General features: G+C 54.3%; 24 protein-coding genes and 1 other annotated feature. Of the genes, 19 read left to right on the forward strand and 5 right to left on the reverse strand.

The window, feature by feature from the left end; genetic code table 11:
- Positions 1 to 160: 160 nt before the first annotated feature.
- Positions 161 to 952 (forward strand): acyl-ACP--UDP-N-acetylglucosamine O-acyltransferase, encoded by a 792-nt coding sequence (lpxA, locus tag ACRDCA_RS14085; RefSeq protein WP_438690064.1) that lies wholly within the window; start codon positions 161 to 163, stop codon positions 950 to 952.
- Between the two features lie 75 nt (positions 953 to 1027).
- Here lpxA and eco read toward each other — a convergent pair whose 3' ends face one another.
- Positions 1028 to 1540: a serine protease inhibitor ecotin gene (eco, locus tag ACRDCA_RS14090; RefSeq protein WP_438690065.1), complete on the reverse strand. Its 513-nt coding sequence runs from the start codon at positions 1538 to 1540 to the stop codon at positions 1028 to 1030.
- A gap of 168 nt (positions 1541 to 1708) precedes the next feature.
- On the opposite strand from eco, the gene ACRDCA_RS14095 reads away from it, so the two are divergent.
- Together ACRDCA_RS14095 and ybjG are read left to right on the forward strand one after the other, a co-directional pair.
- Entirely contained in the window at positions 1709 to 2467 is a 759-nt protein-coding gene (locus tag ACRDCA_RS14095; protein ID WP_438690066.1) for a phosphatase PAP2 family protein, read from the forward strand.
- Between the two features lie 6 nt (positions 2468 to 2473).
- Positions 2474 to 3079, forward strand: coding sequence for an undecaprenyl-diphosphate phosphatase (gene ybjG, locus ACRDCA_RS14100; RefSeq protein ID WP_438690067.1), 606 nt, complete (start codon positions 2474 to 2476; stop codon positions 3077 to 3079).
- 31 nt (positions 3080 to 3110) lie between these two features.
- On the opposite strand, the gene ACRDCA_RS14105 is transcribed toward ybjG, so the two are convergent.
- A complete protein-coding gene (locus ACRDCA_RS14105) occupies positions 3111 to 3929 on the reverse strand; it encodes a hypothetical protein (RefSeq protein WP_438690068.1) in 819 nt (272 codons plus the stop codon).
- Between the two features lie 226 nt (positions 3930 to 4155).
- On the opposite strand from ACRDCA_RS14105, the gene deoC reads away from it, so the two are divergent.
- From deoC to ACRDCA_RS14125, 4 genes are all read left to right on the forward strand, one after another.
- On the forward strand, positions 4156 to 4836 hold the full coding sequence (gene deoC, locus ACRDCA_RS14110) for a deoxyribose-phosphate aldolase (protein WP_438690069.1): 681 nt from the start codon (positions 4156 to 4158) through the stop codon (positions 4834 to 4836).
- A 229-nt stretch (positions 4837 to 5065) separates the two neighbouring features.
- Positions 5066 to 5830: a DNA-binding transcriptional repressor DeoR gene (gene deoR, locus ACRDCA_RS14115; RefSeq protein WP_438690070.1), complete on the forward strand. Its 765-nt coding sequence runs from the start codon at positions 5066 to 5068 to the stop codon at positions 5828 to 5830.
- A gap of 952 nt (positions 5831 to 6782) precedes the next feature.
- The gene (locus tag ACRDCA_RS14120; protein WP_438690071.1) at positions 6783 to 8081 is read left to right on the forward strand and encodes an HAAAP family serine/threonine permease; all 1299 of its coding nucleotides are present in this window, start codon (positions 6783 to 6785) and stop codon (positions 8079 to 8081) included.
- A gap of 137 nt (positions 8082 to 8218) precedes the next feature.
- A complete protein-coding gene (locus tag ACRDCA_RS14125; RefSeq protein ID WP_438690072.1) occupies positions 8219 to 9586 on the forward strand; it encodes an L-serine ammonia-lyase in 1368 nt (455 codons plus the stop codon).
- A 194-nt stretch (positions 9587 to 9780) separates the two neighbouring features.
- On the opposite strand, the gene ACRDCA_RS14130 is transcribed toward ACRDCA_RS14125, so the two are convergent.
- Entirely contained in the window at positions 9781 to 10986 is a 1206-nt protein-coding gene (locus ACRDCA_RS14130) for a serine hydrolase (RefSeq protein WP_438690073.1), read from the reverse strand.
- 417 nt (positions 10987 to 11403) lie between these two features.
- Here ACRDCA_RS14130 and ACRDCA_RS14135 point away from each other — a divergent pair, with 417 nt between their 5' ends.
- The 3 genes from ACRDCA_RS14135 to ACRDCA_RS14145 all read left to right on the forward strand — a co-directional run bounded on the left by ACRDCA_RS14135 (position 11404) and on the right by ACRDCA_RS14145 (position 13224).
- Entirely contained in the window at positions 11404 to 12060 is a 657-nt protein-coding gene (locus tag ACRDCA_RS14135) for an HAD family hydrolase (protein WP_438690160.1), read from the forward strand.
- A 74-nt stretch (positions 12061 to 12134) separates the two neighbouring features.
- Entirely contained in the window at positions 12135 to 12755 is a 621-nt protein-coding gene (locus ACRDCA_RS14140; protein ID WP_438690074.1) for a glutathione S-transferase family protein, read from the forward strand.
- Between the two features lie 52 nt (positions 12756 to 12807).
- Positions 12808 to 13224: a YjaA family stress response protein gene (locus ACRDCA_RS14145; RefSeq protein ID WP_438690075.1), complete on the forward strand. Its 417-nt coding sequence runs from the start codon at positions 12808 to 12810 to the stop codon at positions 13222 to 13224.
- Between the two features lie 7 nt (positions 13225 to 13231).
- On the opposite strand, the gene ACRDCA_RS14150 is transcribed toward ACRDCA_RS14145, so the two are convergent.
- Positions 13232 to 14335, reverse strand: coding sequence for a PQQ-dependent sugar dehydrogenase (locus tag ACRDCA_RS14150; protein WP_438690076.1), 1104 nt, complete (start codon positions 14333 to 14335; stop codon positions 13232 to 13234).
- Between the two features lie 131 nt (positions 14336 to 14466).
- Here ACRDCA_RS14150 and ACRDCA_RS14155 point away from each other — a divergent pair, with 131 nt between their 5' ends.
- The 3 genes from ACRDCA_RS14155 to rimO all read left to right on the forward strand — a co-directional run bounded on the left by ACRDCA_RS14155 (position 14467) and on the right by rimO (position 17329).
- Positions 14467 to 14886, forward strand: a complete 420-nt coding sequence (locus tag ACRDCA_RS14155; RefSeq protein WP_438690077.1) for a GNAT family N-acetyltransferase — start codon at positions 14467 to 14469, stop codon at positions 14884 to 14886.
- An 11-nt stretch (positions 14887 to 14897) separates the two neighbouring features.
- The gene (locus ACRDCA_RS14160; protein WP_438690078.1) at positions 14898 to 15878 is read left to right on the forward strand and encodes a magnesium and cobalt transport protein CorA; all 981 of its coding nucleotides are present in this window, start codon (positions 14898 to 14900) and stop codon (positions 15876 to 15878) included.
- A gap of 119 nt (positions 15879 to 15997) precedes the next feature.
- On the forward strand, positions 15998 to 17329 hold the full coding sequence (gene rimO / locus ACRDCA_RS14165) for a 30S ribosomal protein S12 methylthiotransferase RimO (RefSeq protein WP_025122738.1): 1332 nt from the start codon (positions 15998 to 16000) through the stop codon (positions 17327 to 17329).
- A gap of 34 nt (positions 17330 to 17363) precedes the next feature.
- On the opposite strand, the gene ACRDCA_RS14170 is transcribed toward rimO, so the two are convergent.
- Complete coding sequence (locus ACRDCA_RS14170) at positions 17364 to 18188, reverse strand: SDR family oxidoreductase (protein WP_438690079.1); 825 nt, start codon at positions 18186 to 18188, stop codon at positions 17364 to 17366.
- A 228-nt stretch (positions 18189 to 18416) separates the two neighbouring features.
- On the opposite strand from ACRDCA_RS14170, the gene hisL reads away from it, so the two are divergent.
- The 6 genes from hisL to hisH all read left to right on the forward strand — a co-directional run bounded on the left by hisL (position 18417) and on the right by hisH (position 23583).
- Positions 18417 to 18464: a his operon leader peptide gene (gene hisL, locus ACRDCA_RS14175; protein ID WP_100396937.1), complete on the forward strand. Its 48-nt coding sequence runs from the start codon at positions 18417 to 18419 to the stop codon at positions 18462 to 18464.
- Positions 18440 to 18575, forward strand: a sequence feature (His leader region). Its footprint overlaps the gene before it by 25 nt.
- Before the next feature lie 69 nt (positions 18576 to 18644).
- Positions 18645 to 19544: an ATP phosphoribosyltransferase gene (gene hisG, locus ACRDCA_RS14180; RefSeq protein WP_438690080.1), complete on the forward strand. Its 900-nt coding sequence runs from the start codon at positions 18645 to 18647 to the stop codon at positions 19542 to 19544.
- A 4-nt stretch (positions 19545 to 19548) separates the two neighbouring features.
- Positions 19549 to 20856, forward strand: coding sequence for a histidinol dehydrogenase (gene hisD / locus ACRDCA_RS14185; protein WP_438690081.1), 1308 nt, complete (start codon positions 19549 to 19551; stop codon positions 20854 to 20856).
- A complete protein-coding gene (gene hisC, locus ACRDCA_RS14190) occupies positions 20853 to 21917 on the forward strand; it encodes a histidinol-phosphate transaminase (protein WP_438690082.1) in 1065 nt (354 codons plus the stop codon). The genes hisD and hisC overlap by 4 nt, the downstream gene beginning before the upstream one ends.
- A gap of 8 nt (positions 21918 to 21925) precedes the next feature.
- Complete coding sequence (gene hisB, locus ACRDCA_RS14195) at positions 21926 to 22993, forward strand: bifunctional histidinol-phosphatase/imidazoleglycerol-phosphate dehydratase HisB (RefSeq protein ID WP_438690083.1); 1068 nt, start codon at positions 21926 to 21928, stop codon at positions 22991 to 22993.
- The gene (gene hisH, locus ACRDCA_RS14200; protein ID WP_438690084.1) at positions 22993 to 23583 is read left to right on the forward strand and encodes an imidazole glycerol phosphate synthase subunit HisH; all 591 of its coding nucleotides are present in this window, start codon (positions 22993 to 22995) and stop codon (positions 23581 to 23583) included. Before hisB ends, hisH begins: the two co-directional genes overlap by 1 nt.
- Positions 23584 to 23587: the final 4 nt, after the last annotated feature.

The following is a 23587-nucleotide window of genomic DNA, read 5'->3' on the forward strand; positions in this document are numbered from 1 at the left end:
CTTGCCTTGTCGATAAGAACAATCAGTGGTCTTCAATGGCCCAATCCTACCCCCTCCCATTCGACGTTTACTCTCTGATTAATCCACATTTCGGCTTAGTCATTTACCCATGATTGGGCTCGATGCCGGCAACGCCACGCGCCATCTCCAGGATAACGCAATGTCAATTTCTCCCTCTGCCCGGGTCGCAAGCAACAGCTTGATCGAACCGGGGGCGATTATCGGTGCGCGCGTCAGCATTGGCCCCTTTTGCATCATCGCAGCCGACGTCGAGATCGGTGACGATACGGTCATTGCTTCCCATGTGAGCATCAACGGCCTCACCCGTATTGGCCGCGATAACGTTATCGGACAGTTTTCCACCATCGGCGAAGTGAATCAGGATTTGAAATATGCCGGTGAAGCGACCGATGTGGTGATTGGCGACAGGAATCGGATCGGCAAAAATGCGACCATTCATCGCGGTACCGTGCAAGGACATCGCCGCACCACCATCGGCAATGACAACCTGTTCTTAAACAACGTCCACATTGGCCATGATTGTATCGTCGGCAATACCACCGTGATCGGTGATAACTCGGGGCTGGCTGGGCATGTTGAACTGGCTGATTTCGTTCAGATTGGGTTTATGTGCGCCATCCATCAGTTTTGCCTGTTGGGTGCACACGCACACATCGCCAACCAATCCGGGGTGGTGCAGGATGTGCCGCCTTTTGTCAGCGCCAGTGGCAACCACGCGGCCCCGATCGGGATCAACGAGTCTGCGGTCGCCTTCCAATCGCTGGATAGCCAGCAACAGCAGGTGATCCTGGCTCTGTACAACATGCTGTATCACAAAGCGTTGGCGATCGATGAGGTGAAACAGGAGGCGCAGCGCTTGAGCGAAACCTATCCACTGCTGCAATGGTTTAACTCTTTTTTCTCACGCTCGGCACGCGGCATTATTCGCTAGTGAGTCAGATGCTAAACGGGTGCAGCACGCGACGCCCCTACGACGGCGCAACCACAGCACCCGTTTATGATGCGATTATTTAATTAGCGCACGGCCGGTATTTTCGCTGGCTGACCAGATACGGTAGCGCACCTCGACGTCCTTCGGCACGTAAACCACGATCGGCAAGCGGCTGTTATAGCGCTGCATCGCGGCATCCCCCAGATGGGCGGCAACAAATTCCTGACGCTTGGTATTATCCGGGCAAGCCATCATGGTAGAGGCCGGAGCCGAAAGCTTCGCCAGCACCAAGTAGTTGTAACCCCAACCAGCCAGCGTTTTGCTCTCCAGGTTGCCCCCCATCATGTGGCGGTTGCAATCAACTTCCAGCGTTTGGCCAATCAGCAGCTCAACCTTAAAGTTTTCTTCATTTTCCTGCTTGGGCAAATAAATGACCTGGCGGCTCATCCCCGGTTCCGCTTTCGGGAACGGTGCGACCTTTTCCAGCGGCTGCATATTGAGATCGTCATTTTCGGCGGTGGTGGCGGCAACAGCGCTGACGGACGCGGCCATCAGCACGCTGGTCATTACCATAGAAAGCTTGTTCATTTTTTATCCTTACAATTCATCATCTAATACCCAGTTACGCTAACATAGTTTGCTGCGTTAAATTATAGGTCAATTCTGGATATCGTCACCCAGGCCGGTGACTAGCGTTGCCATTCATTAAGGTTTTCTTAAGGCGGGATGATTACAGTAGGCCATCTGTTATCGCCTATGAGCCACCGTGTGAACTCGTCAAACGCCAAACAATCTTCATTAAATCAATCCTCAACGGTAAGCCAAATTAAGACTACCGCCCTTTACTCCTTGCCCACATCCTTTTACCGTTGGCAAGCTTTTGGGTTATTGGTGACGGGTTTGCTGTTTATCTGGCTGTCGCGCAATGAACAGTTGGATTGGGCGGTCAGCAATTATTGGTATGACGCCGCCAGCCAGCGCTTCCCCTGGCAGAACAGCTATTGGCTGGATCTGATTAACCATCGCCTGTTAAAGATTTTAGTGATCGCCGGGGCGGTGTTGGCGCTGATTTGGGGAATTTATCGCCGTAATCCACGGCTGATCGTCACCACGTTGTTGATGGGTATTGGATCATTGGTGGTGGGGATCCTGAAAGCCACCAGCGCACACTCCTGCCCTTGGGATCTGCTGGAGTACGGTGGCAAGGCGATGTCATTCCCGCTGTTTGGCACCACGCCAGCGTTTCCAGGGCCTGGCCGTTGTTTCCCCGGGGGCCACGCTTCCAGCGGCTTTGCCGTGATGGCGTTGTTCTTTCTGTTCTATCCGCAACGCCCGCGCCTGGCTTACTGGTGCTGGCTGGGCGGTATCACGCTTGGCATGCTGATGGGCTTTGGCCAGATCATGCGGGGCGCGCATTTTCTTTCCCATAACCTGTGGGCCGGGTGGTGGGTCTGGTTCAGCCAGATGGCTGTTTATTGGTGTATTAGCGGCTTCTTCCGCCGTAAGACGAGGTAATACTTAATGGAGCAGTTGAACTATCTTCTTTTCGCCTGGATCGATGCGACTCCGGCCAGCCCGGAATGGTTGATCGACCTTGCCACTTTCATTGCACGGGATCTGATCGCCATTATCCCGCTGCTGATTGTTGGCCTGTGGCTCTGGGGGGCGCATAGCCAACTGGCAGCACAGCGAGAAGTGGTAGCCAAAACGACCATTGCCCTGTTATTTGCCATGAGCGCCTCAGCCGCTATTGGTGCGCTGTTGCCCCATGAGCGCCCGTTTGTCGCCGGGATCGGCTACACCTTCCTGGCGCATGCGCCAGATAGCTCTTTCCCCAGCGATCATGGCACGGCCATCTTCACCTTCGCCCTGGCCTTCTTGTGCTGGCATCGTGCCTGGTCCGGTATCCTACTGATGGTTGCGGCAGTCGCCATTGCCTGGTCGCGCGTATTCCTCGGCGTACATTGGCCGCTGGATATGGTAGGCGGCTTCCTGCTGGGCGGTGTGGGCTGTCTGTTTGCCCAATTGGTGTGGAACCTGTTTGGCGATGCCATCGCCCAACGTCTGACTCGCCTGTACCATTTGCTGTTCGCCTTCCCGATCCGCAAAGGCTGGGTGAAGGAGTAATGCCGGCCCGCAGGGGCTGGTCCCCTGCCAGCTATAGCACGCCGGTCGTTACGCAGAACTCTCGCATTTCCCCTGCTTTTAACATTGCCGCCATGGGGGTGGCTGCAACCTCTGGGCTACAACTGGCTGGCTGAATAAACGCCGCCGCTCGCGAGTTGGCCCGTGGCCGCTGTAAGACGGCATAGCTGAATTGGCCAGTGGCAAAGCGGGTCACGTACCTTCTGCCGCCCGGCGCCAACATAAAGAACTCGGCCTGATCGACGTACAGCGAGAGATCGTCTGAACAGATAACCCGCTGTGGATTATCACGAATATTAAGTGCGCAACCTGGCAGGTTTTGCCGGAAAACGGCCCCCTCTTCACAGGCATAGTTCATGTGGCACATATAACTGAAAGGCTGATCCTGCTGCGCCAGGTTATTAATCACCATTTCAATACTGAACTGCGTGCTGTTGGTCGCTAGCTGAACGGCCGGTTGGGTGCGGCACTGGCCATCGGCAGTGCTGGCTCGCACGGTGACCACCTCTTCTTCCACTTCCAGCCAGACATCAACCACCGGCCCACGATTAACCGGCAAACCTTGGTGAGAAGCAAAACAACCACCCGCATCATTACGCCGGGGTTGCGCGTGGCTAACTTTTGATTTGAGGGACTTGCCGTCAAACACCGCATCCCAGACCATCAAATCCTGGTAAGGCAACAATGTTAGGGTGCCTCGCTGGTTTTGCAGCGCCAAGGCGGCAATCTCACCAGGAAACATAAACGCGGTCACCGTAAAACCAGCACCGCAATACACTTCATTCGGCTGTCTGCCGAACAATCCAGGGTTCAGAGTCATGATCGTCTTCATCTTCTTTCCTCAGTGGCAGCCGTTACAGAGTGAACAGATTGGTCAATGTCTAATCTATGTTATTTAAATAACATTTACCAGCAAATCCTGTGGCATATGGTGCTTATCAATTCCGCTTATGACTAAAAAATTAGTGTTAATACAACTACCAATCGCCATGTGACAATGTTAGGATAATAACATCGCTAACATCCCAAAACGTTTATACACCCACTGAGGAATTACCATGACTACTGAACAGATTGATTACGCTAGCTATATCGACCATACCCTGCTGGCTATGGACACCACGGAAAGCCAGATCAACCAACTGTGCGAAGAAGCGCGTCAGCATAATTTCTATGCCGTTTGCGTCAACTCGGGTTATGTCCCGTTGGCCGCTCACCTGTTACAGGAAAGCAACGTTAAAGTATGTTCGGTTATCGGCTTCCCTCTGGGGGCTGGTTTGACCGTATCGAAGGCTTTCGAAGCCAAAGCCGCCATTGCCGCTGGCGCACAGGAAATCGATATGGTGATCAACGTCGGTTGGCTGAAAAGCGGTCTGAATGACGAAGTTAAGGCCGATATCGCTGCGGTACGTGAAGTTTGCGCGGCTATCCCGTTGAAGGTAATATTGGAAACCTGTCTGCTCAGTGATGAACAAATCGTTGTGGTTTGTGAAATGTGTCGCGAACTGGACGTCGCCTTCGTGAAAACCTCTACCGGTTTCAGCACCGGCGGTGCTCGTGAAGAACACGTTAAACTGATGCGTGCTACCGTAGGCAGCGAGATGGGCGTCAAAGCCTCTGGCGCAGTGCGCGATCGCGCTACCGCAGAGAAAATGATTGCCGCCGGTGCAACACGTATCGGCACCAGCTCGGGCGTTGCCATCGTTTCTGGCAATGCGGCTGCCGCTGGTAACTACTGATTTTCGCTAGCTCTACTTAGTTATAACAACAAGATACCCTATGGATTTCAAGCTGCAGTAAGCGCAGGTAACAACGCTGCAGCTTGAAAGACGACGGGTATAATGCGGGGTTGTGCCCTCAGTGCAAACTGGGTTTGCACTACTCCGCATTATTATGTTGGAGCGAACGAAAGATACTTTTGGCTCCTCTATACCCGCAATCTGGGGTATAGACCTGTAGGAATAACTGATGGAAACCCGGCGCGACGAACGTATCAACCGTTTAGTTCAGGCACTAAAGCGTTCTGACAAGATCCACCTGAAAGAAGCAGCCGCACTGCTCGGCGTCTCGGAAATGACCATCCGGCGCGATCTCAGTGCCGAACCCGCTGCGGTGGTGTTGCTCGGGGGTTATGTCGTAGCCGATCCGCGTACCAACGGAGTCACCAATTACTTTGTCTCCGATCAGAAAGCCAAACAGATCGCTGAAAAACGCCGCATTGGCCTGCTGGCGGCCCCCCTGGTTAACGAAAATGACACGGTATTCTTTGACTGTGGCACCACCACCCCGGCAATTATCGACGCTATTGCCGATGAACTGCCCTTTACCGCCATCTGCCATTCGCTTAATACCTTCCTGGCGCTACAGGACAAGCCCAACTGCAAGGTGATCCTGTGCGGCGGCGAGTTCAAACCGAGTAACTACATTTTCACTGCCATTGGCCAGCATAACGAGTTGGACCATATCTGCCCTAACGTAGCCTTTATCTCAGCGGCAGGGATCACGTTGCAGCACGGTGCAACCTGCTTCAACTTTGATGAGTTGGCGATGAAACATAAGGTATTAGCAAAGGCGCAGCAAAAGATCCTGGTGGCCGACCACAGCAAATTCAGCCAAACCAAACCCGCCTGCATCGGGCCGCTGGCGTTGTTCGATAAGGTGATCACCGATCGCCAACCCGACCCCGAGTTCATCGACTTCTTTAACCAGCACGCGGTCACTCTGCGTTTTTGATCCCATCCCGTTACCGATTTATGCCGCGTCCTGCAGATACCAATTGAAGGATGCGGCTACCAAACGCCGTTAAATTCCATTTTTTTTTCGCTATTAAACAGAAAAAATTCCTATAGAGCGCTAATTACAGGTTAATAAATTGCAACAACTTGCCAGGGTTATTATTGCTGGCGAAATTTAATTGCGCTAAATTGCATCAAACCCTAACCGAAAAAACCGCCTCTCACTTCTAACGCCCCCGTTATGCCAGGTTTTATCACCCTATCATTAGCTGCTTTAATGCTGATAATCAGGATTAATATTTATTTATATGATGAATGCGAAGGTTTGGTTTATCGATATCGTCATACCGCTATCTGGCGATAATAAAACCTCAATCCATTGAAAAACAATGAGATATCCTTTCCCCTTCCAATAGCCAAATGTGATCTACATCACTAAAACGTCTTAATCCGGCATTTTAGCTGGATCCAAATCAGCACATAAAATATATTGCTCGCCCTGCTACGTAATGCAGGGTTTTATCTGGCTAAACATCATACAAACCGGATAAAGACTGTGGTTTTAGTGAGAGCGCTCACAGCATGATGTTTCGCACAAATGCGTAACATTTGCATGAAAATTTACAATAAAAGCCTTCAACCACACACATCACGCATTTGAGAGCAAGATCACGGTTGTTTCTGCTGCAAATCGTTATCTTGCCGCCAACAAAATCGGTGGGCAGTTTCCCCACCGACAGAAGCATCGGTGTTGGCCTCTTTAACAGCAGAAACCATTTCGACAGGTTAGCCCGTTAATTAGCCTGATAAACAATTCAGCGGCGCAATTCAACCTCTGGTTGTAACAACTGATTTTACCGCTGGCGGCATGGCGACTTATTTCACCAGCGGATTTTAACCTTAAGTTTTTCTTTTGATTTTAAATTATCGTGTTCACCTCGGAGATATTTATGGACACTACACAGACCGGCACTATCGCCTCTGCAGCCTCAGGTTCCAGCACGGCCTGGCGTAAATCAGACACCATGTGGATGTTGGGCCTCTACGGCACCGCCATCGGCGCTGGCGTCTTGTTCTTGCCAATCAACGCCGGTATCGGTGGTTTAATCCCGCTGGTCATCATGGCGATCATCGCCTTCCCGATGACCTTCTTTGCTCACCGCGGCCTGTGCCGCTTCGTTTTGTCCGGCAAAAACCCAGGTGAAGACATCACCGAAGTGGTAGAAGAACACTTTGGCATCAGCGCAGGTAAGCTGATCACCCTGCTTTACTTCTTCGCCATTTACCCAATCCTGCTGGTTTATAGCGTCGCAATCACCAACACCGTCGACAGCTTCATCACCCACCAGCTGGGTATGACCTCGCCACCACGCGCCATCCTGTCACTGATCCTGATCGTTGGCCTGATGGGTATCGTGCGTTTCGGTGAGCAGGCGATCGTGAAGACCATGAGTATCCTGGTATTCCCGTTTGTCGCAGTGCTGATGCTGCTGGCGTTATATCTGATCCCTAACTGGACCAGCGCCATCTTCGAAAACGTTTCGCTGGCCGGTTCTGGCAGCAGCATGGGCCACGGCCTGGTGATCACCCTGTGGCTGGCTATCCCGGTCATGGTGTTCTCCTTCAACCACTCACCGATCATCTCTGCCTTTGCAGTAGCCAAACGCGAAGAGTACGGCGTTGACGCCGAGAAGAAATGTTCCCGCATCCTGGGTTATGCACACATCATGATGGTGCTGACCGTGATGTTCTTTGTTTTCAGCTGCGTGTTGAGCCTGTCCCCAGCGGATCTGGCTGAAGCCAAAGCACAAAACATCTCCATCCTGTCTTACCTGGCTAACCACTTTAACAACCCGGTTATCGAGTACATCGCGCCAGTGATTGCCTTTATCGCCATCACCAAATCCTTCCTGGGCCACTACCTCGGTGCTCGTGAAGGCTTTAACGGCATGATTGCCAAATCGATGAGAAGCCGTGGCAAGACCATCACCACCAACAAACTGAACCGCATCACCGCCATCTTCATGCTGGTGACCACCTGGATCGTCGCCACGCTGAACCCAAGCATTCTGGGCATGATCGAGAACCTGGGTGGCCCAATCATCGCGATGCTGCTGTTCCTGATGCCGATGTATGCCATCCGTAAAGTGCCTGCCATGCGCAAGTACAGCGGCCACATCAGCAACGTATTTGTGGTCGTGATGGGGCTGATTGCCATCTCAGCCATCCTGTACACCCTGTTCGGCTAATCACGCTCAGCCGGTGCCTGATGGCACCGGCTATCTCGAATCTCTCCCTCCTACCCCGCCGCGAACTCAAGCATTACCCAACAGCCCCATAACAACGGCAGGCAGAGGGGAATTAACCTCAAGAAGGAAGCGAGACTATGGTCAGCGTTTTCGATATTTTCAAAATTGGCATCGGCCCTTCCAGTTCCCACACCGTCGGCCCGATGAAAGCCGGTAAACAGTTTATCGATGATTTGCTGGCAGCCGGGCAGCTGCGCGACACAACGCGAGTAGCGGTTGACGTCTACGGCTCACTGTCACTGACGGGTAAAGGGCACCATACCGATATCGCGATTATTATGGGCCTGGCAGGTAATCTGCCTCATGACGTAGACATCGACAGCATCCCCGGTTTTATTCGCGATGTAGAACAGCGTGGCCGCCTGTTGCTGGCAAAAGGTGAGCACGAGGTCGATTTTCCCCAGCTTGGCGGTATGAACTTCCACAGCACCAACCTGCCGCTGCACGAAAACGGCATGTCGATCAGCGCCTATGCTGGCGATCGGTTACTGCACAGCAAAACCTATTACTCCATCGGCGGTGGGTTTATCGTTGATGAAGAAAGCTTTGGCCTATCGGCCAGCAATAGCGTCGCGGTTCCTTACCCTTATCGCTCTGCGCTGGATTTGCAGCAGCACTGTAAAGATACCGGGCTTTCGCTTTCCGGGTTGGTGATGCAGAACGAACTGGCACTGCGCAACAAAGCAGAGATCGAGGCGCATTTTGCCGACGTCTGGCAGGTGATGCGTGCCGGTATCGAGCGCGGTATGAATACCGAGGGGTTGCTGCCTGGCCCAATGAAGGTACAACGCCGTGCCGCTGCCCTGCGTCGCATCCTGGTCACCGGTGACAAGAACAATACCGATCCGATGAACGTGGTGGATTGGATCAACATGTTCGCGTTTGCAGTCAACGAAGAGAACGCGGCAGGTGGCCGGGTAGTGACGGCACCAACCAACGGGGCCTGCGGTATTATTCCAGCGGTGCTGGCGTATTACGACCAATTTATCCGCCCGGTGAACACCAATTCCTACAGCCGTTACTTCCTGGCTTCCGGGGTGATCGGCACGTTGTACAAGATGAATGCTTCAATTTCCGGTGCCGAAGTGGGCTGCCAAGGGGAAGTCGGCGTGGCTTGCTCAATGGCCGCGGCAGGTCTGGCAGAGTTGATGGGCGGTAGCCCGGCACAGGTTTGTATCGCCGCAGAGATTGCCATGGAGCACCATCTTGGGCTGACCTGTGATCCACTGGCAGGACAGGTTCAGGTGCCTTGTATCGAACGTAACGCGATTTCTGCCGTAAAGGCAGTCAATGCCGCACGTATGGCATTGCGTCGCACCAGCGAGCCGCGCGTGTGCCTGGATAAGGTGATCGAAACCATGTACGAAACCGGCAAGGACATGAACTCCAAATATCGTGAGACATCTCAGGGCGGATTGGCGATCAAGGTTGTGGCGTGTAATTGATAATTGCCTTAGTTAGCGCGCGGTTTTCTCCCCTCTCCCCAAAAAGGAGAGGGAGCTGGTACGGAGTTGGGTTCAGGTATAAGAGTGAATTTATGACCTATAACGACCACGAAATGAAGGCTGATGCAAGAGTAAATTGGTAGCACAGAACGGTCCCCTCTCCCTGTGGGAGAGGGTTAGGCTGATGGGCGCGGTCAGCCGAAGATGCCGCCAAACCACTGGGTCAGCTTCATCATCACAAAATCCCACATGCGGCTAAAGAAGTTCCCTTCCTGTACTTCCTGCATCACCACCAGCGGATGCTGTTCGATCGTTTTACCATCCAGCTGGTAATCAATGGTTCCCACCACCTGATTTTTTGCCAACGGCGCTTCCAGCGTCGGTTGGTTCAGCTTGTAGCTGGCCTTCAGGTTTTTCATCTGCCCTTTAGGGATGGTGACGGCGGCATCCTTCGCCACGCCCAGCGGCACCTCACTCACGTCACCAAACCACACTTTCTGCGTCACAAAGGCTTTGTCGGCCTTGATCGGCGTCGCGGTTTCATAGAAACGGAAGCCCCAGGTCAGCAGCTTCTCACTTTCACTAAAGCGTACGCGGTCACTGGGCGCCCCTAACACCACCGAAATCAGGCGCATTGGGCCATCGGTTGCCGAGGCAACCAGGTTATGCCCGGCTCCGCCGGTGTAACCCGTCTTGATACCGTCCACGTTCAGGTTGGTGCTCCACAGCAGGCGGTTACGGTTAATCTGGCGGATCTTGTTGAAGGTGAACTCTTTTTCTTTATGCAGCGCATACTCTTCCGGCACGTCGCGGATCAGCGCCTGGCTCAGCAACGCCATATCGCGCGCGGTGCTGTATTGCCCTTCGGCATCCAGACCATGCACGGTCAGGAAGTGGGTATTTTGCAGCCCCAGAGATTTACCGTAATTGTTCATCAAGCCAACGAACGAATCCTGGCTACCCGCCACGAAATCCGCCAAGGCGATGCTGGCGTCGTTACCTGACTGAATGACGATGCCCTTATTCAGTTCCGATACCGGTACCCGATCGCCGGGTTTGATAAACATCAGTGAGGAACCACGCAGCACCGGATTACCGGTGGCCCAGGCATCTTTGCCGACGGTGACCAAATCGTCCGGTTTGATTTTACCGGCTTTCATTGCCTGACCAATCACATAGCTGGACATGATTTTAGTCAGGCTCGCGGGATCCAGGCGGGTATCCGCATTGCCTTCTGCCAGGATCTTGCCGCTGTTGTAATCCATCAATACATAGGCTTTTGCATCGACCTGCGGTGCGGCCGGAGCCTCTGCTGCCTGCACGGCAGGCATTACCAATAACATGACGCCTACGCTGAGGGCCAATTTGCCAAGAGGGGTGTAACCGTTATTTTTCATCATGACGTCGCCAGAGTGTCCTTTCAAACCATTGAAATAGCGTTAACTTTCAAACATGTTCACGTTTTCAGCCAACCAGCGAGAGTGGCACCAGGCCGCGCTGCCAACCGCGCAATAGCCAACGGCTCCCATTTGGGCCAACGCGGCACCGAAAGTGCCCTTGCTGTGAGTTTATTAGATTGCTCCTATTTTTGCAGGGTTAAGGCTGATTTTTCTGAATTTTTACATAACTGTACGTAACCGCTGAGCAATTGGTCAGCGATCGGGCTATACGGCAGGTTATGCAAACCTTCAACAAACCGTCGCCGCCCTGTCATCAAAGCGACTTATGCTCTGCGCACTTCACTGCGGCAACTGGCTGACCGCCACACCTATCCGTTATCCTGTTGCCTGAGAGTATTCCTTGCCGGAGAAATATTGATGGACTTAGCCCTGTTCGACCTGGACGAAACCCTGATTGATGATGACAGCGCCAGCCTGTGGGTTCGCTGGCTGGTGGCCGAGGGGTTCGCCCCAGCGGAACTGGAACGCCAAGAGCAACTGTTGATGCAATCCTACTATCAGGGAAAACTGTCGATGGAGGATTATATGCAGGCGACGCTGGTTCCACTGGCAGGCTTAAGCGTCCAGACCGTCGCCGGTTGGGTGCAGCGCTATATTCGCCGGGATATCCTGCCCCGCGTCTACCCTGCGGCACGCGAGCGCATGCAGTGGCATCGCGAACGCGGCGACTGCATTCTGGTTATTTCAGCAACGGGTGAACATCTGGTTGCCCCCATCGCCGAGCAACTGGGAGCCGATGGAGCGCTGGCTATTGGCGTTGAAGTGGCAGAAGGCCGTTTTACCGGTAATACCTACGGCACCATGACCTATCAGCAGGGTAAGGTCATCCGCCTGCAACAATGGTTACAGCAACATCCTGAACTGCAATTTGCCCATAGCCACGGCTACAGTGATTCCATTAACGATAAAGCCATGCTGGAATACGTCGACAGCGCCAGCGTCATCAACCCAAACAGCGATCTGAGCACGCTGGCAGAGCAGCGCGGTTGGGAAGTCTGCGTCTGGGAACGCTGATTTCATGGTGACAAAAGCGGGTTTGTAGCGTAGGTATTACGGTTACTGTTATCCAGTCGATGAGGAGGTGCTTTGTGCTAACCATTTGGGGCCGTGAAAATTCCAACAACGTCAAAAAAGTGCGTTGGTGTGCCGCCGAGCTGGGGTTGAATTATACCCATATCAACGCCGGTGGTGCCTACGGTAAGGTTAATGATGAGCCTTACCGTTCCCTCAACCCCAACGGCCTGGTGCCATTGTTGCAGGATGAGGATTTCGTGTTGTGGGAATCCAATACAATTGTGCGCTACCTGGCGGCCAAGTTCGGCCAATCGCCATTTTACCCACAGGACCTCCAAGCTCGTGCCGCGGCAGAAAAGTGGATGGACTGGAATACCTCAACCATTACCGCCCCCTTCCGCACCGTATTTTGGGGCATGGTTCGCACCCCACCAGAAAAGCGTGATATGGCCCAGATCGAGGCCGCCATCGCGGAATTGGAACAACACTTTGCCATTATCGAACGGACATTGGCCGAGCAGCCTTATCTCTCTGGCCAAGAGTTCGGCATCGGCGATATCCCGCTCGGCAGTTTTGTTTACGCCTGGTTCTCCATGCCGATCGAGCGTCAGCCCAGCCCACACATGGAACGCTGGTACCAACGGCTGTGCGCCCGCCCTGCTTACCAACACGCGGTAATGATACCACTCACCTGATGGCCACAGTGCCCCTGCCGGGGCACTTCGTACAACGGAGGTACGAAGAAGTATGTCATTGTTTTATTTGCAGGTACGCAGTAACCATCTGACGCTGAAAAGCCTCGAAACTCAGAAGACCGCCTCTAGAATTGGCCCTTTCAGCACTCAACGGCTGCTGATCGGCCAGTTTTTTATTGCTGAATACTGCCTGCTCAACCTGGTTCCAGAGGTTTTCCCGGGTTACCTCAATCTGCTAAAGCGCCGCCATTTACGCACTGATATTCTGGTTCATGCTATGGATAAGTTGGAGGGCGGTGTCAGTCAGGTAGAACAACGGGTGCTAGAGGAATTTGTCGTGCCAAGTTTTCGCAAAGGATACAGCACAGTTTATGCAGATCCGCAGCCGTTGGATGATGAGACCGTGCGGCGGATTATCCAGATGAACTCCCGCGAGGTCATCACCGCCGCCGATCTCAAGCTAATCTGACAGGGCGCTAATTGCGCCCTACCCGCAGCAGTTTTCCATCGCTGTCATCGGTCAACAGATAAAGGTAACCATCCGGCCCCACGCGCACGTCACGAATACGCTCTTGGCGATCGCCCAGTAGCCGTTCTTCTGCCGCTATCTTGTCCCCGTCCAGCGTCAAACGGATCAGATCCCGCTGGGCCAGTGCACCAATAAACAGAGAATGCCGCCATTCCGGGAATCGCTGGCTGTCATAGAACGCCATCCCGCTGATCCCAGGCGAAACTTTCCAATAATGCAACGGTTGTTCGGTCCCGGGCACAATTTGGCCTTTAGCCTCCGGGATAGCGAGCCCTGAATAATTAACCCCATAGGTCGCTATCGGCCAGCCATAGTTTTTCCCCGGTTGAGGGATATTCAGTTCATCACCACCGCGTGGGCCATGCTCATGCTCCCAAATCATGCCACTCCAGGGGTTTAGTGCCAATCCTTGTGGGTTACGATGGCCATAAGACCAAATCTCTGATCGCTTATCCTGTTGGCCGACAAACGGATTATCGGCAGGTATCTTGCCATCCGCCGTTAGCCGCACAATCTTGCCCTGCAGTTTGTCCGTTTCCTGCGCCGTAGCCCGCTGGTTGTTTTCACCCAACGTAATAAACAGATAACCCTGGCGATCAAAGGCAAGTTTAGAGCCAAAATGGTTGCCAGTGGACAGCTTGGGATGTTGGCGGAAAATCACGCGGAAATCTTCCAGCCGTTTATTGTCTGCACTCAGATGCCCATAACCGACAGCAGTACCGGCCTTGCCGGCATCCCCTGCCTCTGCATAGCTAAGATAAACCCGGCGACTGGTGACAAAATCCGTAGCCAGCACCACGTCCAGTAATCCGCCTTGCCCCTGAGCATAAACGTCTGGCACCCCGGTAATCGGTGCGGAAAGACCGGTTGATGGCTGCCATAACCGCAAACGACCAGGGCGCTCCGTGATCAATAGGCCGTTATCATCTGGCAGGAAGGCCAGTGACCAAGGATGTTCGAGCCGGTCTTGCAATTGGGTCACTACCGGTGCCGCATGCAGCAGGCCATTGCCGAACAGCAGCCAACCCGCGATCAAAATAGGACGCAACATGTCTTCTCCTTAAATTGATATGGCTCCATGAGTTTAGTCCAGACTCCGGGATCAGCGCTTTAATTTAAATTTCAACATGTTGCATTTTCCATTTGCTGTGCTTAAGTTAGTGGATTGATCCAGGAGGCATCATGAACATCACCGTAACAGACGCTCTACAGGCCGCAGATACCGAAGAAATTCGCAATCATTTGAAAGCATTTAATCGCCAATTTGTCGGCGATATCCTGAACAAAAACATCGGCGTTTTTATCCTGGATGAGCAGGGTAATAAACTTGCCGGGTTAACCGGTAGTACCGTAGGCAGTTGGTTAAGCATCGATCTGTTATGGGTTTCTGAAGCATTACGTGGCGAAGGCGTAGGCAGCAAGCTCATTAAAGCGGCAGAGCAGCAGGCAATGGCAGATGGCTGCAAATTTGCGCGCGTAGATACGTTCAGCTTTCAAGCTCGCCCTTTCTATGAAAAACAGGGTTACCAATTGCAAATGACATTGCACAATGCGCCGGTAGAACATGAGCGCTATTTCTTCACCAAAACCCTCACTGACTGACAGGTAACGCGATGGAAACCCAAGAGATGGTGATCAACTGCGTGGCGTACCAGGCCGGTAAACGGTTAAATGACGTGACGATTGACGATATCAGTGAAGTGGTCAAAGAACCGGACACCTTTATCTGGCTGGGCTTATGGCAACCGGAAGACGCCTTTATGCGCAAGATCCAGGAGGAGTTCGGCCTGCACGATCTGGCGATCGAAGACGCCCTCTGCGCCCACCAGCGGCCGAAAATCGAGACCTACGGTGATTCGCTGTTTATCGTGGTGAAAACCGCACGCTGGCAGAATGAAGAAGTCGAATACGGTGAAACCCACTTTTTCGTTGGCAAAAACTTCCTGATCAGCGTGCGCCACGGGGCCTCTGCCAGCTATGCACCGATCCGTGCCAAAGCGGAGGAAAACCCCAAGCAGCTGTGCCACGGGCCTGGCTTTGCGCTGTATATCGTATTGGATTTTATCGTCGACAACTATCGCCATATCGTCGGCAAGTTCGAAACGATGATCGAAGACATCGAGTCCAATATGTTCCGTTCGGAGTTTGACGAAACCGCCATCGAAAACGTCTACAGCCTGCGCCGCCACCTGCTCGGCCTGCGTAATGCTGCCCTGCCGATGGATGAGATCTGTAACCAGTTGATCCATCTGCATGAGGACGTGATCCCCAAAGAGCTGCGCGCTTATGTGCGCGACGTGCAAGACCATACCCGGCAGGTCGCCAGCACGCTGGACGATATGCGCGAAATGCTCACCAACGCCATGCACGTCAATCTGGCGTTGGTCACGGTCAAGCAAAACGAGGTGGTTAAACGCCTGGCGGGCTGGGGGGCAATCCTGGCTATCCCAACGGTGATCTTCAGCCTGTACGGCATGAACTTCACCGATATGCCCGAATTGAAGTTCCCCTGGGCTTACCACACGACGCTGGGCGTCACGGTCGCCGGCTGCTTCTTCCTGTACCAAAAACTCAAGCGTTCCGGTTGGTTATAGCTCCCCAGCAAAACGGCCTATACTCTCTAGGCCGTTTTGTTTACGCCGTCGACATATAACGGTGTAATTTCCCGTTGCCCGAGTGTAAAATCCGCCCGTTTTCTTCTTTGGATTGAGCTATGTCACAAACTATGACCCCAAAAGCCCCCCGTGTCGGCTTTGTCTCACTAGGTTGCCCGAAAAACCTGGTTGATTCTGAACGGATCCTGACTGAACTGCGTAACGAAGGTTACCAGGTCGTACCACGCTATGATGATGCTGAACTGGTGATCGTCAACACCTGCGGCTTTATCGACAGCGCCGTTCAAGAATCACTGGAAGCGATCGGTGAAGCCTTGAACGAGAATGGCAAGGTGATTGTGACCGGCTGCCTGGGCGCCAAAGAAAACCAAATCCGTGAGGTGCACCCGAAAGTTCTGGAAATTACCGGGCCGCACAGCTACGAGCAGGTTTTGTCCCACGTTCACCAGTATGTACCGAAACCGGAACATAACCCGTTTACCAGCCTGACCCCGGCGCAGGGCGTGAAACTGACGCCAAAACACTACGCCTATCTGAAGATTTCCGAAGGCTGTAACCACCGCTGCACCTTCTGCATCATCCCTTCGATGCGTGGCGATCTGGATAGCCGCCCGATCGGTTCCGTATTGGATGAAGCCAAACGCCTGGTGGAATCTGGGGTGAAAGAGCTGTTGGTGATTTCACAAGACACCTCGGCCTACGGTGTCGATGTCAAACACCGCACCGGTTTCTGGAATGGGCAACCGGTAAAAACCAGCATGGTCAGCCTGTGTGAACAGCTCTCCAGCCTGGGGGCCTGGGTGCGTCTGCACTACGTTTATCCGTACCCGCATGTGGATGACGTGATCCCGCTGATGGCAGCAGGCAAAATTCTGCCTTATCTGGATATTCCCCTGCAGCACGCCAGCCCGAAAATCCTCAAGCTGATGAAACGCCCTGGCGCGGTAGAACGCACGCTGGAACGCATCAAACGCTGGCGCGAGATCTGCCCGGAACTGACGTTGCGCTCAACCTTTATCGTAGGCTTCCCAGGGGAAACCGAAGAAGACTTCCAGATGCTGCTCGACTTCCTCACCGAAGCCAAGCTGGATCGCGTTGGCTGCTTCAAGTTCAGCCCGGTAGAAGGTGCCGCTGCCAACGAACTGGCCGACCCAGTGCCAGAAGAAGTGAAGGAAGAACGCTTCCACCGCTTCATGCAGCTACAGCAAAAAATCTCCGCCCAACGCCTGCAGGACAAGATTGGCCGCGAAGTGCTGGTGTTGATCGACGAAGTGGATGAGGAAGGCGCGATTGGCCGCAGCATGGCGGACGCACCGGAAATCGACGGCGCGGTCTACCTCAACGGTGAAGCGGATGTGAAAGTTGGCGACATTGTCAAAGTGAAGATTGAGAACGCCGACGAATACGACCTCTGGGGTTCCAAGGTCTGAGTTTATGGGGCGAACATGTTCGCCCCTTGTTTTATCAGCTGATCGGCATCCGCATTGGGTCTGGATACTGATATTCAAACCCTAGTTCGTTACAGATACGGCTGCCGTCCACCAATCGCCCTTCCTGTTCTTCCTCTGGTGCAAACTGCGGGGGTTGCAGCTGCAACTGCTCGGCGAATGCCGGATAGAAATCACGTTTGAGCGGATGACCCGGCGCACAAAGATTATAGGTGTGCCCGCCTTTAGGCAGCTTCAGCAACAGTTGAATGGCTGCGATCACATCATCCTGATGCACCAGATTAACTCCTTGCGAACCGCCCTTGACGTCAACCTTACCTGCCAGGAAACGACCAGGATGACGATCGCCCCCCACCAGCCCTGCCAGGCGTAAAATATCGACCGAGGTGTTGGGCAATTGGTGCAGCCAAAGCTCCAATTCCTGCAGCACCCGGCCAGCCGACGTTACCGGCTTCAGCGGCGAATCTTCCCGCACCGTGCCGGTGGTTTCACCGTAAACCGACGTGGAGCTGGTAAAGATGATATGCGGGACACCAAACCCCATCGCACTGTCGACCAACATACGCACGGCATCAAAGTAGCTTTCGCTCCCCTCGACGGTGCGGCTGGCTGGCAGAGTGATCACCAACGCATCCGCATATAACAGTTGTTCCAGATCGTGTGCTTCACAAATCAACGATGGAGTCAGCTCCAGCCGATAACATTCGATGCCGCTCATCCGCGCGGCTTCAACCCCGTCCGGCGTGGTTTTGCTGCCAACGACCTCATACCCGTGGCCCATCAACGATAAAGCCAGCGGCATCCCTAACCAACCTAAACCCACAATGGCGACTTTTTTCATCAGCTTCCTCTCAGAAGATTGCAGCATTCGACAACCTTAAGGCTACGCCACTGCGCTGACGGTTACAATCGGTTAACCTTAAGGTTAGGTAAAGCGCGCGTGGCTAATAATTCAGGCTGTTTCAATTAATTAAATTGATAACCCTAAAAAAGGGTTGCAAGTGATACTGCGGATAGTTTAGCTTAATTAGCACCTCAGCACTGGCTGACCCAATTTAAGAGAAAGCACATGACACGCGTTCAGTTCAACCATCATCATCACCATCATCCTGACTAGTCTTTCAGGCGATGTGTGCTGGAAGACGATTCTCGAATCTTCCAGTGGCGCGTAGAACGAACTAAACGCAAGAAAGAGCCCTCGGAAGATATCTTCCGAGGGTTTTTTTTTGGCTCCGGACAGACAGAAAAATAATTTTTATAATAAATTCATAAAATTACAGATTAAACAGAGGTTACCATGTTGGATAAAACGCGTTTACGTATCGCCATGCAGAAATCAGGTCGCCTGAGCGATGAGTCTCAGGAACTGCTGGCCCGCTGCGGCATCAAGATCAACCTGCAACAGCAACGCCTGATTGCCTTCGCTGAGAATATGCCGATCGATATCCTGCGTGTGCGTGATGATGATATCCCTGGCCTGGTGATGGATGGCGTGGTGGATCTCGGCATCATCGGCGAGAACGTGCTGGAAGAGGAACTGCTCAACCGCCGTGCTCAAGGCGAAGACCCGCGTTACTTCACGCTGCGCCGCCTGGATTTTGGCGGTTGCCGCCTGTCGCTGGCCACCGCGCTGGATAGCGAATACTCCGGCCCGCAAAGCCTGCAAGACTCCCGGATTGCCACCTCTTACCCGCACCTGCTCAAGCAATACCTCGACAAACAAGGCGTTCGTTTTAAATCCTGCCTGCTCAATGGCTCGGTGGAAGTGGCCCCACGCGCTGGCCTGGCAGACGCCATCTGTGACCTGGTATCTACCGGTGCCACGCTGGAAGCCAACGGCCTGCGTGAAGTGGAAGTAATTTACCGCTCCAAAGCCTGCCTGATCCAGCGTGCCGGCGAAATGCCAGAAGCCAAACAACAGCTGATCGACCGCCTGATGACCCGTATCCAAGGCGTGATCCAGGCGCGTGAATCCAAATACATCATGCTGCACGCACCAAGCGAGCGCCTGGACGAAATCGTCGCGCTGCTGCCGGGTGCCGAACGCCCTACCATTCTGCCACTGGCAGGCTCTCAGAACCGCGTAGCCATGCACATGGTCAGCAGCGAAACCCTGTTCTGGGAAACCATGGAAAAGCTCAAGGCCCTGGGTGCCAGCTCCATTCTGGTGCTGCCAATTGAGAAGATGATGGAGTAACGCCATGCCTAACTTCAATACCGTCGTCAATTGGGCCAGTTGCAGCGCGGAGCAACGTGCAGAGTTACTGATGCGCCCGGCCATTTCCGCTTCGGACAGCATCACCCGCACGGTGCGCGAGATCCTCGACAACGTGAAAGCCAACGGTGACAGTGCGCTACGCGAATACAGCGCCAAGTTTGATAAAACCGAAGTCACGGCACTGCGCGTGACGGCAGAGCAGATTGACCAGGCCTGCGCCCGCCTGGGTGACGAGATCAAGCAGGCGATGGCCGTGGCCGTAGCCAATGTGGAAACCTTCCACAACGCACAGATTTTACCTGCGGTAGATGTAGAAACCCTGCCCGGCGTACGTTGCCAACAGGTAACTCGCCCTATCGATTCGGTGGGTCTGTATATCCCAGGTGGCTCCGCGCCGCTGTTTTCTACGGTATTGATGTTGGCCACCCCGGCACGCATTGCCGGTTGCCGCCGCGTGGTGCTGTGTTCACCGCCGCCGATTGCCGACGAGATCCTGTATGCTGCCAAACTCTGTGGCGTACAGGAAGTGTTCCAGGTCGGCGGTGCACAGGCGATTGCTGCCATGGCGTTTGGCACAGACTCGGTACCGCGAGTGGCTAAAATTTTCGGGCCAGGCAACGCCTTCGTTACCGAGGCCAAACGTCAAATCAGCCAACGGTTGGACGGTGCGGCCATCGATATGCCTGCAGGCCCTTCCGAAGTGCTGGTGATTGCCGACAGCGGCGCAACCCCGGCGTTTGTCGCCTCGGACCTGCTGTCCCAAGCCGAGCATGGTCCTGACTCACAGGTCATTCTGTTAACTCCAGACGCCGCGATGGCCGAAGCGGTCGCCGTAGCCGTTGAGCAACAGTTGGCACAGCTGCCACGGGCAGAAACCGCTCGCCAGGCGCTGGCCAGCAGCCGCCTGATTGTGGCGCAGGATTTGGCCGAATGTGTCGCGATCAGCAACCAGTATGGCCCCGAGCACCTGATTATTCAGACCCGCAGCGCACGCGATCTGGTAGACAGCATCACCAGCGCCGGTTCGGTATTCCTCGGTGACTGGTCACCGGAATCTGCCGGCGATTATGCCTCCGGCACCAACCACGTGCTGCCAACCTACGGTTATACCGCCACCTGCTCCAGCCTGGGGCTGGCGGACTTCCAAAAGCGCATGACGGTACAGGAACTGACGCCACAAGGCTTTATGACCCTGGCCCCGACCATTGAGATCCTGGCTGCCGCCGAACAGTTGGTCGCCCACAAAAATGCCGTGACCCTACGCGTCGCCGCACTGAAGGAGCAAGCATGAGCATCGAAGAATTGGCACGTAAAAACGTGCGCGAGCTGACCCCATATCAGTCGGCACGCCGTCTTGGTGGCAAAGGTGACGTCTGGCTGAATGCTAACGAATACCCAGTGGCACCAGAGTTCCAGCTGACCGCCCAGACCTTCAATCGCTACCCGGAATGCCAGCCCGCGCTGGTGATTGAGCGCTACGCCGCTTACGCCGGAGTGAATAAAGAGCAGGTGTTAGTCAGCCGTGGGGCAGATGAAGGTATCGAGCTGCTGATCCGCGCTTTTTGCGAGCCGGGCCAAGACGCCATCCTGTTTTGCCCACCGACTTACGGCATGTACGCCGTCAGCGCCGAGACCTTTGGCGTAGAACGCCGCACGGTCGAAGCTAAAGAAGACTGGCAACTCGATTTGCCTGCGATTGCCGCCAGCCTGGATAACGTTAAGCTGATTTACGCCTGTAGCCCCAATAACCCGACCGGCAACCTGCTCGATCCCGACGATTTGCGCGCACTGCTGGATATGGCCAAAGGCAAAGCCATCGTGGCGATTGACGAAGCCTATATCGAATTCTGCCCGCAGGCATCGGTGGCCGGTTGGCTGAGCGACTACCCGCACCTCGTGATACTGCGCACGCTGTCCAAAGCCTTTGCTCTGGCAGGCCTGCGGTGCGGCTTTACCCTGGCCAATGAGGACGTGATCGCCCTGCTGATGAAAGTGATTGCCCCTTATCCGCTCTCCACTCCGGTAGCCGATATCGCCGCCCAGGCGCTGAGCACCGAGGGGATCCGCGTTATGCGCCAGCGCGTTACGGAGATTGTCGCCAACCGCAGCTGGCTACAGCAGGCGTTACAGAACTGTGCCTGCGTGGAACAAGTCTTTACCAGCGACAGCAATTACCTGCTGGTACGCTTCACCGCCTCAAGTCATGTCTTTAAAACCTTATGGGATCAGGGCATTATCTTACGAGACCAAAATAAACAGCCTGGCCTGTCCGGTTGCCTGCGGATCACCATCGGCACCCGTAACGAATGCCAGCGCGTCGTTGACGCACTCAATACTCTGCCCGGCGCATAGGAGCCAACGTGAGCCAAAAATATCTCTTTATTGACCGTGACGGCACGCTGATTGCTGAACCACCGGAAGACTTCCAGGTCGATCGCCTGGACAAGCTGGCGTTGGAGCCAGATGTGATCCCTTCCCTGCTGGCCTTACAGCAAGCCGGTTTCACTCTGGTGATGATCACCAATCAGGACGGCCTCGGCACCGCCAGTTTCCCGCAGGAAACCTTCGATCCGCCGCACAACCTGATGATGCAGATCCTCAGCTCTCAGGGCGTCAAATTCGACGATATCCTGATCTGCCCGCACAAGCCGGAAGACCACTGCGAATGTCGCAAGCCGAAGGTCGCCATGGTGAAAGGGTATCTGGAGCCGGGCGTGATGGACACAGCCAACAGCTATGTGATTGGCGATCGTCAAACCGATATCCAACTGGCAGCCAATATGGGGATCCAAGGATTGCTGTATCAGCGCCAGACGCTGGGCTGGCAGGCCATCACCCAACAGTTGACCAAACGCGATCGCTACGCGCACGTTAACCGCGTGACCAAAGAGACGCAGATTGACGTCAAGGTCTGGCTGGATCGTGAAGGTGGCAGCAAGATCAAAACCGGCGTCGGCTTCTTCGACCACATGCTGGACCAAATCGCCACCCACGGCGGCTTCCGTATGGATATTCAGGTGAACGGCGATCTGTACATCGACGATCACCACACGGTGGAGGACACCGGCTTGGCGCTGGGTGAAGCATTGAGTAAAGCCTTGGGTGATAAACGCGGTATCGCACGCTTTGGCTTCGTGCTGCCGATGGATGAATGCCTGGCCCGCTGCGCGTTGGATATCTCCGGCCGCCCGCATCTGGAATATAAAGCCGAGTTCAACTACCAGCGCGTTGGCGATCTCAGCACCGAAATGATCGAGCACTTCTTCCGCTCGCTGTCTTACACCATGGGCTGCACCCTGCACCTGCGCACCAAAGGTAAAAACGACCATCACCGCGTCGAAAGCCTGTTCAAGGTGTTTGGCCGCACGCTGCGCCAGGCGATCCGCGTTGAAGGCAATACGCTGCCCAGCTCGAAAGGGGTGCTGTAATGAACGTGGTGATCCTGGACACCGGCTGCGCCAACCTCGCCTCGGTCAACTATGCGGTTCAGCGGCTGGGTTATCAGCCGCAGGTCAGCCGCGACCCGGAGATTGTGCTGCGCGCCGACAAACTGTTCCTACCGGGCGTGGGCACTGCACAGGCCGCGATGGACCAGTTGGAACAGCGCGACCTGATCGAGCTGATCAAAGCCTGTACCCAACCGGTGCTAGGCATCTGCCTGGGTATGCAGTTGCTGGCAGCCAGCAGTGAAGAAAATGGGGGTATCAAAACGCTAGGGATTATCGATACTCCGGTCAAACAGATGACCGATTTTGGCCTGCCTCTGCCCCATATGGGCTGGAACCAGGTTACGGCGCAGGCCGGCGATCATCTGTTCCGCGGCATCGAGGATGGTGCTTACTTTTACTTCGTTCACAGTTATGCGATGCCGATATGCTCAAGCACCATCGCTCAGGCGAACTACGGCGAGCCCTTCACCGCCGCCGTACAAAAAGACAACTTCTTTGGCGTGCAGTTTCATCCAGAGCGATCTGGCAACGCCGGGGCGCAACTGTTGAAGAACTTTCTGGAGATGTAGGCAG

The sequence above is a fragment of the Serratia sp. (in: enterobacteria) genome, assembly GCF_051654945.1.
GTDB lineage: Bacteria > Pseudomonadota > Gammaproteobacteria > Enterobacterales > Enterobacteriaceae > Chania.